At 63.3% G+C, this 16265-nt stretch carries 14 protein-coding genes; 9 read left to right on the top strand and 5 right to left on the bottom strand.

The genetic code is table 11. The annotated features are described in order from the left end of the window. Positions 1 to 51 precede the first annotated feature (51 nt). From ACN9MU_RS25025 to pgi, 5 genes are all read right to left on the bottom strand, one after another. On the bottom strand, positions 52 to 2718 hold the full coding sequence (locus ACN9MU_RS25025; protein ID WP_426336272.1) for a polysaccharide deacetylase family protein: 2667 nt from the start codon (positions 2716 to 2718) through the stop codon (positions 52 to 54). 92 nt (positions 2719 to 2810) lie between these two features. Further along, the gene (locus ACN9MU_RS25020; RefSeq protein ID WP_130310897.1) at positions 2811 to 3665 is read right to left on the bottom strand and encodes an SIS domain-containing protein; all 855 of its coding nucleotides are present in this window, start codon (positions 3663 to 3665) and stop codon (positions 2811 to 2813) included. After that, positions 3665 to 5137, bottom strand: a complete 1473-nt coding sequence (gene zwf, locus ACN9MU_RS25015; RefSeq protein ID WP_426163646.1) for a glucose-6-phosphate dehydrogenase — start codon at positions 5135 to 5137, stop codon at positions 3665 to 3667. The genes ACN9MU_RS25020 and zwf overlap by 1 nt, the downstream gene beginning before the upstream one ends. 32 nt (positions 5138 to 5169) lie before the next feature. Next, complete coding sequence (locus tag ACN9MU_RS25010; protein ID WP_426163644.1) at positions 5170 to 6063, bottom strand: SMP-30/gluconolactonase/LRE family protein; 894 nt, start codon at positions 6061 to 6063, stop codon at positions 5170 to 5172. Beyond that, positions 6060 to 7709, bottom strand: a complete 1650-nt coding sequence (gene pgi, locus ACN9MU_RS25005; RefSeq protein ID WP_426172290.1) for a glucose-6-phosphate isomerase — start codon at positions 7707 to 7709, stop codon at positions 6060 to 6062. The genes ACN9MU_RS25010 and pgi overlap by 4 nt, the downstream gene beginning before the upstream one ends. A 187-nt stretch (positions 7710 to 7896) precedes the next feature. Here pgi and edd point away from each other — a divergent pair, with 187 nt between their 5' ends. From edd to ACN9MU_RS24960, 9 genes are all read left to right on the top strand, one after another. Continuing rightward, on the top strand, positions 7897 to 9819 hold the full coding sequence (gene edd, locus ACN9MU_RS25000; RefSeq protein WP_426163642.1) for a phosphogluconate dehydratase: 1923 nt from the start codon (positions 7897 to 7899) through the stop codon (positions 9817 to 9819). Between the two features lies 1 nt (position 9820). Beyond that, positions 9821 to 10441: a bifunctional 4-hydroxy-2-oxoglutarate aldolase/2-dehydro-3-deoxy-phosphogluconate aldolase gene (gene eda / locus ACN9MU_RS24995; protein ID WP_057261271.1), complete on the top strand. Its 621-nt coding sequence runs from the start codon at positions 9821 to 9823 to the stop codon at positions 10439 to 10441. Beyond that, complete coding sequence (locus ACN9MU_RS24990; protein WP_426163637.1) at positions 10441 to 10953, top strand: Rhs element Vgr protein; 513 nt, start codon at positions 10441 to 10443, stop codon at positions 10951 to 10953. Before eda ends, ACN9MU_RS24990 begins: the two co-directional genes overlap by 1 nt. A gap of 27 nt (positions 10954 to 10980) precedes the next feature. Further along, the gene (locus ACN9MU_RS24985; RefSeq protein ID WP_426343597.1) at positions 10981 to 11589 is read left to right on the top strand and encodes an RDD family protein; all 609 of its coding nucleotides are present in this window, start codon (positions 10981 to 10983) and stop codon (positions 11587 to 11589) included. 93 nt (positions 11590 to 11682) lie between these two features. Further along, positions 11683 to 12240 (top strand): cysteine hydrolase family protein, encoded by a 558-nt coding sequence (locus ACN9MU_RS24980; protein WP_426163633.1) that lies wholly within the window; start codon positions 11683 to 11685, stop codon positions 12238 to 12240. Positions 12241 to 12262: 22 nt separating this feature from the next. Further along, positions 12263 to 13501: a DUF3667 domain-containing protein gene (locus tag ACN9MU_RS24975; RefSeq protein ID WP_426343596.1), complete on the top strand. Its 1239-nt coding sequence runs from the start codon at positions 12263 to 12265 to the stop codon at positions 13499 to 13501. After that, a complete protein-coding gene (locus ACN9MU_RS24970) occupies positions 13498 to 14832 on the top strand; it encodes a HEAT repeat domain-containing protein (protein ID WP_426343595.1) in 1335 nt (444 codons plus the stop codon). Before ACN9MU_RS24975 ends, ACN9MU_RS24970 begins: the two co-directional genes overlap by 4 nt. Continuing rightward, on the top strand, positions 14826 to 15881 hold the full coding sequence (locus tag ACN9MU_RS24965; protein WP_426336267.1) for an acyl-CoA dehydrogenase: 1056 nt from the start codon (positions 14826 to 14828) through the stop codon (positions 15879 to 15881). The genes ACN9MU_RS24970 and ACN9MU_RS24965 overlap by 7 nt, the downstream gene beginning before the upstream one ends. Further along, complete coding sequence (locus tag ACN9MU_RS24960; RefSeq protein ID WP_426336266.1) at positions 15878 to 16258, top strand: hypothetical protein; 381 nt, start codon at positions 15878 to 15880, stop codon at positions 16256 to 16258. Before ACN9MU_RS24965 ends, ACN9MU_RS24960 begins: the two co-directional genes overlap by 4 nt. Positions 16259 to 16265 lie beyond the last annotated feature (7 nt).

The following is a 16265-nucleotide window of genomic DNA, read 5'->3' as shown; positions in this document are numbered from 1 at the left end:
GCCTTCCGGTGTGCCCAATGCACGCACCGGTTGTGGTCGGGCGGGTATGTATTACCCCAATTTTTTCAACTGTTCGCGCGCATAGGCGGCGTTCGGGTGGTTCGGCGCCAGCTCGAGGAAGCTGGTGTAGGCTTTCCTGGCCTTTTCCTGCTCGCCCTGCCGCTGGCGCGCGTCTGCCAGGTTCAGGTAGGCGATGGCGCGGGAGGCGTCGATCTGGATGGTGTTTTCGAACCAGCGCGCGGCTTCCGCGTATTTCTCCTGCTTGAAGTAGATGAAGCCGAGGTTGTTGGCGGCCAGGCCGAAGTCGGGGCGGTATTTCAACGCTTCGGTGAAGGCTGCTTCTGCCTGCGCGTACTGCTTTTCTTTATATAGCTGCAGGCCGCGGTCGTTGGCGCGCTGGGCCAGTTGGCGGCTGGAAGCGTCGACCGGCTTTGGCGCGGCCAGCTTCTGCTCTTCGCCCTGCAGGTCTTTCACGACCGTGGCGTTGCCTTCGGCCTGGCTATTGCGGCCGGAATCGAGCTTCTTGTTGAGGGCGATCGCGTCCTGCGACAGCTGGGTGCTGTTCTCGCTCAGGAATTCCGCTTCGGCAGGCAGCTGGAAGACGAATTCGCCGCCTTCGGAACCGGGCAGGCTGCCGAAGGCCGGCGTCTGCTGCGATACGCTGGACACGGCGGGCGCCACGTAGGCGGCCAGCTCGGTGGCGGTGATCATGCCGTCGCCGTTCAGGTCGGCCTTGCCGCCCAGCGCTTGCAGCAGGGTCCAGGTGAAGACCGAGTGGCCGTTCGGGCCGCCGTCGGCCACCATCTGGTCGGCGCCGCCGGCGGTCAGCATCTGGCGGCCGATGCGGCGTGCATTGTCGCGCAGGAAGGCGGTGGTGCCGCCGCCGCGTGTCAGGCCCAGGCCGCTGTAGCAGGCATCCATCACGAACAGCAGGTGCTTGGCATCCAGGCTTTCGGCGATGTTCTGCAAATCCGTCATCGGAATCGCGTCCACGCTCACTTGCTGCGGGTCGGAGTCGACCGGGATGATGTAGCCCAGGCTGCGGCCGGAGCTGAGCTGGCGTGTTGCGCCATGGCCTGCGAAGAAGACGAAGATGCGGTCGTCCTTTCTCAGCTTGGCTTCCGCCAGCTTGTCATGGAACAGCGCGAGGATGTTGTTGCGGGTTGCATCGCCATTGGTCAGGGTGAACACGCGCGCGCCATCGAAGCCGAAGCGGCTGACCAGGGTGTCGCGGATCGCCTTCGCATCCTGCACGGCATACTGCAGCTTGGGCCATTTCTGGTAGTCGTTGATGCCGATGACCACGGCGTAGCTGTTGGCATAGCCGGTGCTGATGGCAACCTTGTCCGGTTCCGGCTTGCCGGCCTTGGCGATGGTGAAGTCGTTGCCATCCCAGGTGGCGAAGCTGTAGCCGTCGGCGACCAGCTTGTCCAGCACCAGCGGCAGGGTCTTGACGGTGCGCTCGTGGATGTCGTGGAATAGGATGATGCCGCGCTTTTCCTTTTCCAGGGAGCCCAGCACGCGGTTGGCGATCGAGGTCGGCACCGGGTCGGCCCAGTCCAGCGAATCGATATTCCACATCACCGAGCGCAGGCCCAGTTTCTTCAGCAATTCCAGGCCTTCGGCATTGTGCGCGCCATAGGGGAAGCGGAACAATGCCGAGCGGCGCGCGTCGACCGCCTTCAGCAACTGGTCGGCCTGGGCGATCTCGCCGTACAACTGCTCGCCTTTTTCCTTCGAGAGCAGGGCATGGCTGTAGCTGTGATTGGCCAGGACGTTGCCGCCTTCGAGCAGGCGGCGGCTGGCGGCAGACTGCTTGTTCAGTGCCTCCTTGCCTTGGGCGCTGACTTCACCGAGGTTTTTGCCGACCTGGAAGAACACGCCCGGCACGCCGTACTGCTTGAGGATGGCCGCCACTTCATCGGTATAGGTGGCGTGCGGGCCGTCGTCGAAGGTCAGCACCACGGTTTTTGGCGGCAGCGATTTGCCGAAGATCTCTTTCTCCGCTTCGTCGGCGCCTGGCTTTTCGGGATACGGCACGATCACGCCGTAGTCCTTCATGATCTGGTCGCGGCTGAACAGCTGCTTCAGGTGTGCGACATAGTCTTCCCAGCGCTCGCGCTTGGGCAGGATGGCGCGCTGGTCGAAGCGGGCGAAGATGCCGCTCAACTCCTTGTCGTACTGGCGCTCAATGTCCTCCAGCGCGGTCAGGTCTTCGCTCACGCGCTTGTGCAGCTTGATGCCGGGCAGGGTCTGGTTGGCGGCGGCCTGCGCCTTCATTTCGACCAGCAATTCGCGAAAGGCGAGGCGGTCGGCGTCGAACAGGTCGGAGGCGGATTCGATATATGTGAGCAGGGTGTCGTAGGCCGCATCGCGTTGGGCCGATGGCGCTTGCTGCAGCTGGGCCAGCAGTTGCCGCGCCTTGCCAAGGCGTTCGACGTTCTCGTGGAACAGCAACTGGCCGACCTGGCCAGCGGCCTTGCGGTCAAGCGCCGACATCGATTGTTCGTCGGCCAGCAGGATGATGATCTTGCGGTAATTGGCCAGGATTTCTTTCATCTCGGCCTGCAGCGGCGCATGCGCCTCGACGGGAGCGGCAGCGCTGGCTGCCGCAGGAGTGCCGCGCGGTTGCGTGCCTGGTTTGAAATAGACAGCGCCGACTGCCGCTGCCAAGGCGATGAGGCCAGCGCCGGCCAGCAGGGGTTTGGAAAGCTTCATTTTTGGGAAATTAATTGCAATTATGCAATTCTAGCCCATCGGCGCCGCCGACGCCCATTTGCGCGGCATTCTGCCTCGGCCGCAATGCAGCGTCAGCCGATGAAGGAGTCGAACTGCATGTCGAATTCCTGCAGCGCTTTCTGGGCGTTTTGCATTTTCTTGCGGAATTCGGGGCCGCGTTTCAGGGCCAGGCCAACGGCCAGCACGTCGATTACCACCAGGTAGGCCAGGCGGGCGGAGATCGGCGTGTAGGGGTCGGTGTTGAAGATCAGGTCGATCGGGATCAGTACCGTGGCCGTTTCCGCCAGCGGCGTGCCTGAGGGGGCGAGCACGATGACGTCGGCGCCGCCTTCCTTGGCCAGCTTGGCCGAGCGCACCAGGGCCGGGCTGTTGCCGCGCTGGGAAATCGCCACGACCGCATCGCCTTCGTGCAGCAGGGCTGCTGAAATGCTGTGGATCGCCGGGTCGGCGTAGGCCACGGTGGGCACGCCGGAGCGGAAGAACTTGTGCTGCGCGTCTGCCGCCACGATGCCGGAGGTGCCGTGGCCGTAGAACTCGATCTTGCGCGCGCGCGACAGGATGTCGAGGGCTTTCTGCACCGGTTCCGCATTCAGGTTGTTGCGCAAGTCCAGCAGCGTGTTGATGGAACGGCTGCAGATCTTGTTCACCAGGTCGGACGCCAGGTCGTCCTGCGCCGGCTGGTCGTTCAGGCCGGGCAGGGCGAGGGCCAGGCCCTGCGCCAGCTTCAGCTTGAATTCATGCCAGCCGTCGTAGCCGAGCGTGCGGCAGAAGCGCACCACGGTCGGCTCCGACACTTGCGCACTCTTGGCCAGTGCCGTGATATTGGCGCCCACCGTGCGGGCCGGGTTGTCGAGCACGGCCAGCGCGACCTTGCGCTCCGATTTGGAGAGCGAGTCGAGCTGGGTGCGGATGGAGTCGAGCAGCATTAGTCTTCAGGCAAGGCTTCTTCACGCCATTGTAGCCCGTCGCGGCCGATCAGGGCACTGGCGGCAGCCGGGCCCCAGGTGCCGGAGGCGTATGGCAGCGGCGCGGAATCGTCCTGCTCCCAGTTGTTCAGGATAGGTTCGACCCAATCCCATGCCGCTTCCAGTTCGTCGCCGCGCATGAACAGGGTCAGTTGGCCGCGCAGCACGTCCAGCAGCAGGCGCTCGTAAGCGTCCATGCGCGGCATCTTGAAGGTTTCGCGGAAGTCCAGTTCCAGCTCCGCCGGCTTGAGGCGCATGCCTTCGCCCGGGGTCTTGGCCATCAGGTTCATGCGCAGGCCTTCGTCCGGCTGCAGGCGAATCACCAGGGAATTCGGCTGGAAGCTGGAGGTCGGCTGGTTGAAGATCGAGTGCGGGATCTGCTTGAAGCGCACCACGATCTCGGCCAGCGAGTCGGCCATGCGCTTGCCGGTGCGCAGGTAGAACGGCACGCCGGCCCAGCGCCAGGTGTCGATTTCCACTTTCATGGCGACGAAGGTTTCGGTCTTCGAGTTCTGCGGCGCTTCCGGTTCGTCGCGGTAGCTTGGCACGGCCTTGCCTTCCACGTGGCCGGCGCGGTACTGGCCGCGCACGATGTTCTGCGCCAGCGTGGTCGGGGTGAAGCGCTTCAGGGAACGCAGCACCTGCAGCTTGGAGTCGCGCACTGCGTCCGGCGCGATCGAGGTCGGCGGTTCCATGGCGACGATACACAGCAGCTGCAGCAGGTGGTTCTGCAGCATGTCGCGCAGCGCGCCGGAGGTATCGTAGTAGCCGATGCGGTTGCCCACGCCCAGCTTCTCGGCGATGGTGATCTGCACGTCGGAGATCCACTCGCGGCGCCACAGCGGTTCGAACAGGATGTTGCCGAAGCGCAGGGCCAGCAGGTTCTGCACGGTTTCCTTGCCGAGGTAGTGGTCGATACGGTAGATCTGCTGTTCTTCGAAGACCTTGCCCACTTCCTTGTTGATCTGCTTGGCCGACGCCAGGTCGCGTCCCAGCGGCTTTTCCAGCACCACGCGCGAGTTGGCGGTGGCCAGGCCGTTGTCCTTCAGGTTGTCGCAGATGCGCGAGAACAGGGCCGGCGGTGTGGCCAGATAGTAGACGCGGGTGATGGCGGGATCGGTGCGCAGGGCTTCGACCAGGCCTTTGTAGGTGGCGGAATCGGTGGCGTCCAGCGACACGTAGACGATGCGCGCAATGAAGCGGTCCCAGTTTTCGTCGGTGGCCTTGGCTGATTTGATATGGGGACGCGAGGTGGTCGTCACCATATTGATGAACTCGTCCTGGGTGCTCTCCTGGCGGCCGACGCAGACGATGCGCGCGGTCGGCGGCAGGTCGCCGCAAATATCGCGGCTAAACATAGCAGGCAGCAATTTGCGCATTGCGAGGTCGCCGCTACCGCCAAACAGAACCAGGTCGAAATCAGAGAGAGCCATAATCGTCTTCAGGTGAGTTACAGGGTTTTACTTCAGTCTACATAAGCAGGTTCGATGCGGCCGGCAACCGGCATGCGCACCGACAGCACTTTGCCGCTCAGCGGGTGGGCCGCCAGCTCCTCGGCCGGGCGCTTGCCGGCCGTGGTGATGTACAGGGTGCGCAGGTCGGGGCCGCCGAACGCCACCATGGTCGGGCAGCGCACGGGCAGGCGGATCTCGTCCAACTGCTCGCCCTGCGGCGACAGCTTGAGGATGCGGCCGCCTTCGAACATGGCGATCCAGTAATTGCCTTCGCTGTCGACTGCAGCGCCGTCCGGACGGCCGCCGTAATCGGCTGCCGACTTGTCGGTGCTGAAGCGGCGCACATCGCGCTCGTCGCTGACAGTGCCGGACAACAGGTCGAAGGCAAAGCGCGTCACGCGGTGGCTGGCTGTTTCGGCGTGGAACATGGTCTTGTTGTCCGGGCTGAAGCCCAGGCCGTTCGAATTGACCATGCCGCCGGACCAGACCTTGCGGACCTGGCCGCGTTCGAGCACGTACATTTCCGCCGCCGGCTTGTCGCGCGGCTCGTAAATGGTGCCGCACCAGAAGCGGCCCGCCGCGTCGCATTTGCCGTCGTTGAAGCGGGTGGTGGACTGGTCGAACGGCGCTTCGGCCACCAGCTTCCATTCGTCGGTATCGGGATTGAAATGGGAGAAGCCGCGGCGTTGCGCGACCATCAGGCCGCCTTTCGCGGCGCGCGCCAGCGACGACGCCTCGCTGTCGACCTTCCACTGTTCGTGCTGGCCGGTAGCCGTGCACAGGCGGTGGATGGCAAAGCCTTCGATATCGACCCAGTACAGGGCTTTCTCGTCCGGCGCCCACAACGGACTTTCGCCCACGGTCATGGTGGCGTCGCAGGCGACTTCGATCTGGTAGCTGTTCATTGGATTTGCGCCGCCTTGGCCATCACGATCAGGCCGTTGGTCGAGCTGTCATGCGCTTCCGGATCGACCTTGCCGGTCAATTCTGCCTGGATCTTCCTGGCCAGTACCTTGCCCAGTTCCACGCCCCACTGGTCGAAGCTGGCGACATTCCAGATCACGCCCTGCACGAAGGTCTTGTGTTCGTACAGCGCGATCAGCGCGCCGAGGGTGGATGGCGTGAGCTGGTCCATCAGGATGGTGTTGGACGGGCGGTTGCCGGGGAAGGTCTTGTGCGGAACCATTTCCTCCATTTCCGCAGCCGGCAGGCCGGCGCCTTTCAGCTCGGCGCGCACTTCGTCTTCGGTTTTGCCTTTCATGAAGGCTTCCGACTGGGCGAAGCAGTTGGCCAGCAGGGCGTCGTGGTGGCCCGGCAGGTCGTGGGTTGCGCGCAAGGCGGCGATGAAATCGATCGGCGTCGCGTCGGTGCCCTGGTGCAGCAGCTGGAAGTAGGCGTGCTGCGCGTTGGTGCCGCACTCGCCCCAGACGATGGGGCAGGTCGGCGTGTCCACCGGCTGCCCGTTCCTGGTCACGCGCTTGCCGTTGCTTTCCATGTCGAGCTGCTGCAGGTAGGCCGGGAAGCGGTTCAGGTCCTGGTGGTAAGGGGCGATGGAGAGCGAGCTGGCGCCGAGGAACTGGCGGTTCCAGAAACCGATCAGGGCCAGCAGCACCGGCATGTTCGCTTCCAGCGGCGCTTCGCGGAAGTGTTCATCCATGGCGTGCGCGCCTTCCAGGAAGGCCTGGAAGTAGCCGAAGCCGATCGCGATCGCAACAGACAGGCCGATGGCCGACCATACCGAATAGCGGCCGCCGACCCAGTCCCAGAACGGGAACATGTTTTCCGGATCGATGCCGAAGGCGCGCACCGCATCGGTATTGGTGGATACGGCGACAAAGTGGCGCGGCAAGTCAGCCTCGCGCGCGCGGCCAAGGAACCAGTTGCGCGCAGTCTGCGCGTTCAGCATGGTTTCTGCGGTGGTGAAGGTTTTCGATGCGACGATGAACAGCGTGGTTTCGGGATTCACTTGCGCCAGGACGGCGTCCATATCGTGGCCGTCCACGTTGGAGACGAAGTGCATCTTCAGGCGCGGGTGGCAGTAGGAGCGCAGGGCCAGTACGGCCATTTTCGGACCCAGGTCGGAGCCGCCAATGCCGATATTCACCACATCGGTGATCGGCTTGCCCGTGTGGCCCAGCCAGCCGCCATTGCGCACCTTGTCGGTGAAGGCCTTGATGCGGTCCAGCACTGCATGCACGTCGGCATTCACGTCCTGGCCGTCGACCTTCTGCGCCTTGCCGCGCGGCATACGCAGGGCGGTGTGCAGTACGCTACGGCGTTCGGTAATATTGATTTTTTCACCGGCAAACATGGCATCGCGCTGTTCCACCACGCCGCGCGTGCGGGCCAGGTGCACCAACAGCCTGATGGTCTCGTCGTCGGCGCGGTTCTTGGAGTAATCCAGGAACAGGCCTGCCGCATCGACCGTCATGCGCGGGAAGCGGCCGGGGTCTTTCTGGAACAACTGGCGCATCTGCCAGTCGCGGGCGTCGTGGGCGTGGATTTCAAGGGCCTGGTAGGCCGCGGTGGAAGTCAGGGCGGGCAAGCGCATAATGTCCGGTGGCATATGGTTTTATGAATTGTGTTTAACTATACAGCAAAAACAGGTAAATTCACTACAAATCTTTTGTCGCGCTGGTGAATTGCGGGGCTTTTGAGCGTGAATGGGCGCGATGGGAGCGCTCGCAGTCGGAAATTTTGTAGTAAAATTTCCGTAAATTCATTGAAAAGGAACGATCATGCCGTTGCATCCAGTCCTGGAAAAAGTCACCGCGCGCGTCATCCAGCGCAGCCGCGTTTCCCGCGGGGCCTACCTGGCGCACCTCCAGGCGGCCCGCGTCAAAGGCCGCACCCAGCGCGGAACCCTGTCCTGCACCAACCTGGCGCACGGTTTTGCCGCGTTCCCGGCGAACGATAAGCTGATCCTGAAAGAGGTGAAGCAGCCTTCCGTGGCGATCATCTCCGCCTATAACGACATGCTGTCGGCGCACCAGCCGTTCGAAACCTTCCCCGCCATCATCAAGGATGCGGTGCGCAAGGTTGGCGCGGTGGCGCAGTACGCGGGCGGCACGCCGGCCATGTGCGATGGCGTGACCCAGGGCCAGCCGGGCATGGAACTGTCGCTGTTCTCGCGCGATGCGATTGCGATGTCGGCGGCGATCGGCCTGTCCCATAATATGTTCGACTCGGTGCTGTACCTGGGCGTATGCGACAAGATCGTGCCGGGCCTCTTGATCGGCGCGTTGCACTTCGGTCACCTGCCTGCGGTGTTCGTGCCGGCCGGCCCGATGACTTCCGGCCTGTCGAACAAGGAGAAGGCGGCGATCCGCCAGCGCTACGCGCAAGGCAAGGCGACCCGCGAAGAACTGCTGGAAGGGGAGGCCCAGTCGTATCACGGCGCCGGCACCTGTACCTTCTACGGTACTGCCAACTCCAACCAGCTGCTGATGGAGATCATGGGCCTGCATTTGCCGGGCGCCGCCTTCATCAATCCGGGCACCCCGCTGCGCGATGCGCTGACGGCCGCCGCCGCACAGCGTGCAGCGCAGATCACCGAGATGGGCAGCGAGTACATCCCGGTCGGCCAAATCGTGGACGAGAAGTCCATCATCAACGCCGTGGTGGGCCTGCTGGCCACCGGCGGTTCGACCAACCACACCCTGCACCTGGTGGCGATTGCCAAGGCGGCCGGCGTGGTGATCGACTGGGACGATTTCAACGAACTGTCGGCCGTGGTGCCGCTGCTGTGCCGCATCTATCCTAACGGCGATGCGGACGTGAACCATTTCCACGCTGCCGGCGGCACCGGTTTTGTGATCCGCGAACTGCTGGATGCCGGCCTGCTGCACGACGATGTGAATACCATCCTGGGCAAGGGCTTGCGCGCGCACTGCGCCGAGCCGTTCCTGAACGACGATGCATCCGGCGTGATCTTCAAGGAAGCCCCGCTGAAGAGCGCCGACGAGAAAGTATTGCGCGGCGCCGCCGACCCGTTCTCGAAAGATGGCGGCATGGTGCTGGTGCAGGGCAACCTGGGCCGGGCCATCATGAAGGTGTCCGCCGTCAAGGAAGAGCACCGCACGGTGGAAGCGCCGGCGCTGGTGTTCGATTCACAGGAAGCCTTCATGGCAGCCTACAAGGCCGGCAAGCTTGATCGCGACTTTGTGGCCGTGATCCGCTTCCAGGGGCCGAAAGCCAACGGCATGCCGGAACTGCACGCCCTGACCCCGGCGCTGGCCAACCTGCAGGACGCCGGCCGCAAGGTGGCGCTGGTGACCGATGGCCGCATGTCCGGCGCGTCGGGCAAGGTGCCTGCCGCGATCCACGTTTCGCCCGAGATCCTGGCGGGCGGTCCGCTGGGCCTGGTGCGCGACGGCGACATCATCCGCCTCGACGCTGCCTCGGGCACGCTGGAAGCGCTGGTTTCCTCCGATGTCTGGCATGGCCGTTCGATGGCGCAAGCCGACCTGTCGCCAAACCAGATCGGCATGGGCCGCGAACTGTTCTCCATGTTCCGCAATACCGTGTGCGCAGCGGAGCAGGGCGCGACCAGCTTCCCGCTGCCGTCGCCGATCCAGACGACCGTGCCGTTGCACGGCGAAGACAATGTGGGCAACACCATGCCCGGTTCCGATGAAGATTTCCTCGCAAAGAAAGCCTGATATGACCCTGCTCGAGATTATGCGTACTTCGGCCGTGATCCCTGTGATCGCGATTGACGACCCGGACCACGCCGTGCCGCTGGCGAAAGCCCTGGTGGCAGGCGGCATCCGCGTGCTGGAAGTGACCCTGCGGACCCAGCACGGCCTGGGCGCCATCCGCGCCATGAGCCAGGTGGAGGGCGCCATCGTCGGCGTCGGCACGCTGACCCAGCCTGAGGAATTTGCCGCTGCGCGCGATGCGGGTGCGGTGTTCGGCGTGTCGCCGGGCCTGACCGATGCGCTGATCGGCGCCGCCAAGTCCAGCGGTCTGCCCCTGCTGCCGGGCGTGATGACCCCCTCGGAAGTGATGAAGGCGCGCGAGCAGGGCTTCAAGCAACTGAAGCTGTTCCCGGCGGTTCCGGCCGGCGGCGTCGGCATGCTGAATGCGATTGCCGGCCCGTTGTCGGACGTGGTGTTCTGCCCGACCGGCGGCATTTCGCAAGATACGGCGCCTGCCTTCCTCTCGCTGAAGAACGTGGCTTGCGTGGGCGGTTCCTGGCTGACGCCGAAGGACGCCATGCAGGCGGGCGACTGGGACCGCATCACCGCCATCGCCAAGGCGGCCAGCGCACTGCGCCACTGATGGAAGTCATCGCCCGGCCGTTGACGTCGGGTGAGATCGCGCTGGCCCGGCTGGTGTTCGGCGGCGCGATCGACTACCAGCGGGTGCGCATCCACAACACCCGCTTCATTCCTTTCCTGCAGCGTAAAGACGTCTGCATCACGCCCAACGGCGAACTGTATTTCCATATCTCCCGCTATCGCCCGGACTTCTCGCTCGCTACTGAGGCAGAACAGCACTGGTTCATGCACGAGATGGCCCACGTATGGCAATACCAGCTTGGCTACCCCGTGATGTGGCGCGGCGCGATCCGGCTTGGCCTGAGCTATGACTACGAAGTGTCGCCCGAGCGGCGTTTGTGCGACTTCAATATGGAGGCGCAGGCCGAAATTCTGGCCGACTACTTCGCCATGGCCTGCCTGCACAAACAGGAGGCCGGCCTTTACCGCGACATGCTGCGCGATTTCCTGCGCGACCCCTCATCCCGCGACAACCTGCCGCGTATATTTTTTGCTAACAGTGTGCTATCGTAGTTGCTTTAAAGCACACGTTTACCAGCCATGACCAATCCATACCAGGCACCAGTTGCCAACCTCGATCTCCCTGTGCAAGATGGCAGCAATGCAGACCCGCAGGTTGGCGGCTTCTGGCTGCGCGTTGCTGCCAAGCTTCTGGACTTCGTCATCATGCTGCCCCTCGTTGGGCTGACGTATTGGCTCAGCACCATTTCTCGCAGTTTCTACCTGTCCTGGATCGTTCCCGGCATCGTTACCGGCCTTCTCTACTCGGTCTACCTGGTACGCCGCTATGGCGGCACGCCAGGCAAGCTCGTGATGAAGTTGCGCGTCCAGATGAAAGATGGTGCGCCAGTCTCGCTTACGGCAGCGTTGATTCGGGAAGCACCGGTGATGCTTCTGGGTGCCGCGATCAATCTGGGCCTTGGCCTCTCGGCCCTGTCGATGGATGACGCCACCTACCTGAACTACGGCTTCCTGGCGCGCAGCGAAGCCTTGATGGCATCGGGCCCTGGCTGGCTGACGGCGGTCAATTGGAGCATGCAGGGATGGACCTGGCTTGGTGCAATCGTCATGCTGCTGAATTCGCGCCGCCGCGCCGTGCATGACTTCCTGGCCGGCACCGTCGTCGTGAAACTGGAGCGAAAGAGCTGATGAGCGATTGGATTGCCGCCGCCGGCCCCCGGGGCTGTTCATTTGCCAATGATGTGATATCTTTATTGCCCCGTAGATTCCACATCATTCTCAATGCAGAACACTGCGCTGATCATCGTCGACATGCAGGTCGGCATGAGCTGGCCGGCGCCAGGCGAGCGTAACAACCATCAGGCGGAGCAGGTCATCGCCGGCCTGCTCGGGCGGTGGCGCGAGCACGGCGCCCCGGTAGTCCATATCCGCCATATGTCGCGCACTCCGGGATCGCCATTCTGGCCGGGCCAGCGAGGAGCTGAATTCCAGCCGGCGCTGGCCCCGGTTGCGGGCGAACACATCGTGGAAAAGAATGTGCCGGACGCCTTTATCAATACCGGGCTGGAACGCTGGCTGCATGCGCGCGGCATTTCGTCCGTGCTGGTGCTTGGCGTCAGCACCAATAATTCGGTAGAAGCGACAGCGCGTACGGCGGGCAACCTCGGCTTCAAGACGTTTGTTGCGGCAGATGGCTGCTATGCCTATGCACAGACCGATTTCGACGGCGTGCGGCGCAGCCCGCAGGAAGTTCATGCAATGGCCTTGTCCAACCTGCACGGGGAATATGCCACCGTCATCCAGGCGCAGGACGCCATTTCACAATTACTATTCAAATAAGCGAGCGGGGAAAACGATGGGGATGGAGATCGAAGCAGCAGGCGACCTGGTGACAGCCAGCCTGGCGGCCAGGGAAGTTGAAGGCAATGCCGGCAAGTCCGGCGAGCACGCCCACGGCGCAGCATGCGCCAACTGCGGCACGCCAGTCACCGCCAATTATTGCGGCAACTGCGGCCAGAAGGGCCACCTGCACAAATCCGTGCTGCATTTGGGCGAGGAGTTGATCCATGGCCTGCTTCACTTCGATACCAAGGGTTGGCGCACCTTGCCCTTGCTGGTTGCCCGCCCGGGCCAGCTGACGCGCCGCTACATCGACGGCCAGCGGACGCGCTTTGTATCGCCGCTGGCGCTGTTCCTGTTCATGATGTTCTTCATGTTCTTCGTCTTCTCGCTGACGATGGGCACCAGCTCCGGCCCGAGTACGGGCAAGGTCGTCGAAGGCAAGAATGGCAAGGCCGCATTCGAGCAGAAGATGAATGAAAAGATCTCCGACCAGAAACAGCTGATCGCCGAAGCAGAGGAAGAACTCAAGGAAGCGGAGCCAGGCACGGCGGAAGTGCCGAAGGCCCAACACCGGCTTGATGAAGCGAAGAAAACGCTCGACGGCCTGAATAGCGCCCTGGCAGCCGGCAAAGTTGCCATGACCGGCACCGCCAAGTTTACTGAAACGATCAAGCCCGCTGCTAGGAATACCGGCAAGGAGGGGGCGAGCGACGAGGGTAAGGAAAGCGCGGATACGAAAGAGCCGGGCATCATTCAGGAAATAGTTCAGGACGTTACCAAAGGGATGACCGACGCGGATGCGGCTGGCGGCAGGGACGCCGGGCATTCGAGCTCCGGCTGGATTGGCAAGGGCATCCGGCACGCTGTCGATAATCCTGAACTGGCCCAGTACAAGCTGAAGAACGCGGCCTACAAATACTCCTTCCTGCTGGTGCCGATCTCGCTACCATTCCTTTGGCTGATGTTCTTCTGGCGCCGTGGCGTCACGATGTATGACCACGCCGTGTTCTCGCTGTATTCGCTGTCGTTCATGTCGCTGCTGTTCACCCTTGTCGCGACCCTGAGCTACTTTGAATTCGGCGGCCTGGCAGGCTGCCTGTTCGCCTTCATCCCGCCGGTGCACATGTTCCTGCAATTGCGTGGCGCCTACGGCCTGTCGCGCTACGGCGCCTTGTGGCGCACCTGCTTCCTGCTGTTCATGACAGTCATTGTGCTGACCATGTACGCCCTGGTCGTGTTGGCGCTGTCTGCAACGTGAGCCTGTTTACGACACTCCAGCGCGACGATCCGGTACTTCAGGCCAGCGCTTGCACCAGCCTTGAAGAATTGAAGGCTTTGCTGGCCCAGCGATCGGGGTATGCGCGCGAAGCTGCGATTGACAGGGTGATGGCTTTAGGCGGTGACGGTGCGATACCGGCCATCATGCCCCGTTTGAACGATTTCGTGCCGGAGGTACGCGCCGCTGCACGCCGGGCTATACAGGCCTTACTGCCATCCGCCGGACACGAAGACTTGCTGGCGGTCGTCGGATTCACATGGCGGTTACGCCATTTCTCAAGGCTGAATCATTCTGCCTGGATTTCCAGCGCGCAGGCCGAACTTGCCCGCCGGCTCACGTTCGATCAATTGCGTGAAGCCTTATGCTCGCGCCATCCCATGGTCGCTCGCGGCAGTTTCTTCATGCTCCTGGAGCGTGAACTCATCCCGCGCGTTGAACTGTTGACCCTTGCTGTCGAATCGGGCAAGGACATCGTCATGTCGCGCCAGGCTGCCGTGTTGGCCCTGTCGCTTCTAGAAGAAGACCGGATTGCCGTCTTGCGGGGCGGCCTGAAATCCCATTTCGGCGTGGTCCGCACCCATGCCTTGCGCGGCCTGCTGGGGTGTGCTCCCGACGCGGCGGAAATTGCCCGCGGCGCTTTGCTGGACCCGCAAGGGTCGGTAAGGTCTCTCGCCCAGTACTATTTGCGCAGCAATGGAGTGGATCTCGCGCCTTATTATCGTGAGCTCCTGCAGGACAGGCACGCCAGGACCAATCAGGCCTGCATGGCCCTTGCCGCACTGGGAAGCATGGGAGGGGCGGGGGATATCGCCTTGTTGCGGGAGATGAGCGAGTCGCCGTTCCCATCGATACGCGGCGCTGCATTTCTCGCGTGGCTGAAATTGGCCCCCTCTGACAAGGATGCAATCGCGCTTGCGGCGCTTTCTGACGAGGGGCGCGCGAATCGCAGGCTGGCGGCGCAGATGGCGACACGGCAAGGCGCGTACGTTCCCTTTGAACGAGTAAAGGAAGTCTTGCGCGACAAGGCGGATCTATCAATCTTGCTGGCTTTTGCGCGCCTGAGGAAGTGGGATTGGCTGGAGACGATTGCGCTTGAGGCGGCGCAAGCCGAGCGAGGAAGCATGGCGTGGGACGCGCTGCATATTGATATGGTGCGTTGGCTGGCGCATGCCGGCCATTCTTACGAGCGCCCGGACGAGCGGCAGCGAGATCGCCTGCTCGCCCCCGGAATGGTGCAAGCGCTGGAACGGCTGTTTGACGGAAGCAGGGACGTCTTGCACTACGAGCTGGATTTGATCGCGAAATGTTGAATGAGCAGCAGAAGAACTTGATTGCCGGCGATGCCGCCGGCGCTGAAGCAGCTGGGTTCCTGCTGCCCGGCCAGCAGGCGCTGGTCCACCGGCAGGGCTGGCTGAAGATGCTAGCGCCGCGCGCCGCGGGTGGGGCGGAGATGCCCTTGCCGCAAGTGGTCCGGCTGGAAGAGGCGATTGCGGAAGCGGATGGCAGCATGGGGTGGGTGGTCACCCTGTGCGCCGGCGCCGGCTGGTTTGCCGGCTTCCTGCCGCCCGAAACGGCGCGCGAAATCATCTCGACCCCGGATGTTTGCCTCGCAGGCAGCGGCGCACCGACCGGTTTCGCCGACAAGGAAGGCGAAGGTTATCGCATTGCCGGGCGCTGGGACATCGCCAGCGGAGCACCAATGGCGACGCATTTCACGCTCAATGCAGTGTTGCGCGAAAACGGCCAGGCTCTGGCCGGGGAAGATGGTGCGCCGCGGATACGCGCTTTTATCGTGCCTGCCGCGCAAGTGGTGGTTGAGCCGACCTGGCGCAGCTTTGGCATGAAGGGCACTGCGTCGCACAGCTACCGCGTCGAAGGGGCCTGGGTGCCGGCAAGCTCCGGCTTCACGATTGATCCCGCTCATGCAACGGCGCCAGGTACCCTGTATCGCTTCCCCTTCATGTTGCTGGCGTGGGTGACTTTGGCGGCCAACCTGTCCGGCTTGGCGCGCCACTTCCTGCAGCTGGCACAGGAGACCGTTGCTGCGCGCCGCCAGCCGTCGGCCAGTGCGCAGGACGCGGTGGCGCAAGCTGCCGTGGCGCTGGAAGGCGCCCGTGAACGCATGTACGCCCTGCTTGACCAGGCCTGGGCGCAGGCAGAGGGCGAGATAGGCAGCATTGCCGGGGAGCTTGACGCCCAGCTGCGCGAGGCATCGATGGCGCTGGTGCTTTCTGCGCGCCGGTCGGTGGGCGATACTTATCCTTATTGCGGCTTGCGTGCCGCGCAAGAAGACTCCGACATCAACCGCGTCTGGCGCGATTTTCATACCGCCAGCCAGCATGCCTTGTTCACACCATGATCGAGTTCCTGTTTGAGCTGATTGGCGAGATCATCGTCCAGTTCATCGCCGAAGCGGCAGCGGAGGCAGGCATGCATTCGCTGTCCGATGCGCGCAGCTACAAGGCCAACCCGTGGCTGGCAGGCGTTGGCTATGCCTTGTTCGGCGCCATTGCCGGCGGAATAACGCTTTGGCTGCTGCCGGATCACCTGGTACGCAACGAAGTCCTGCGCAAGGTTAACTTGCTGGTCACCCCGCTGGCTGCCGGCGGCTTGATGTGCCTGATGGGGGCCTGGCGCGTGCGCCGCGGCGACACCCTGCTGCGCATCGACCGCTTCGCATATGGCTATGTCTTTGCGCTGTCCCTGGCGCTGGTTCGTTTTGTTTTTGCACGGTAGGAGGGCA

The sequence above is a fragment of the Pseudoduganella sp. R-32 genome (genome assembly GCF_049913245.1).
Taxonomy (GTDB): domain Bacteria; phylum Pseudomonadota; class Gammaproteobacteria; order Burkholderiales; family Burkholderiaceae_D; genus Rugamonas.
The sequence above is the reverse complement of the archived record's forward strand: the minus strand, read 5'-3'. Positions and strand labels throughout refer to the sequence as shown.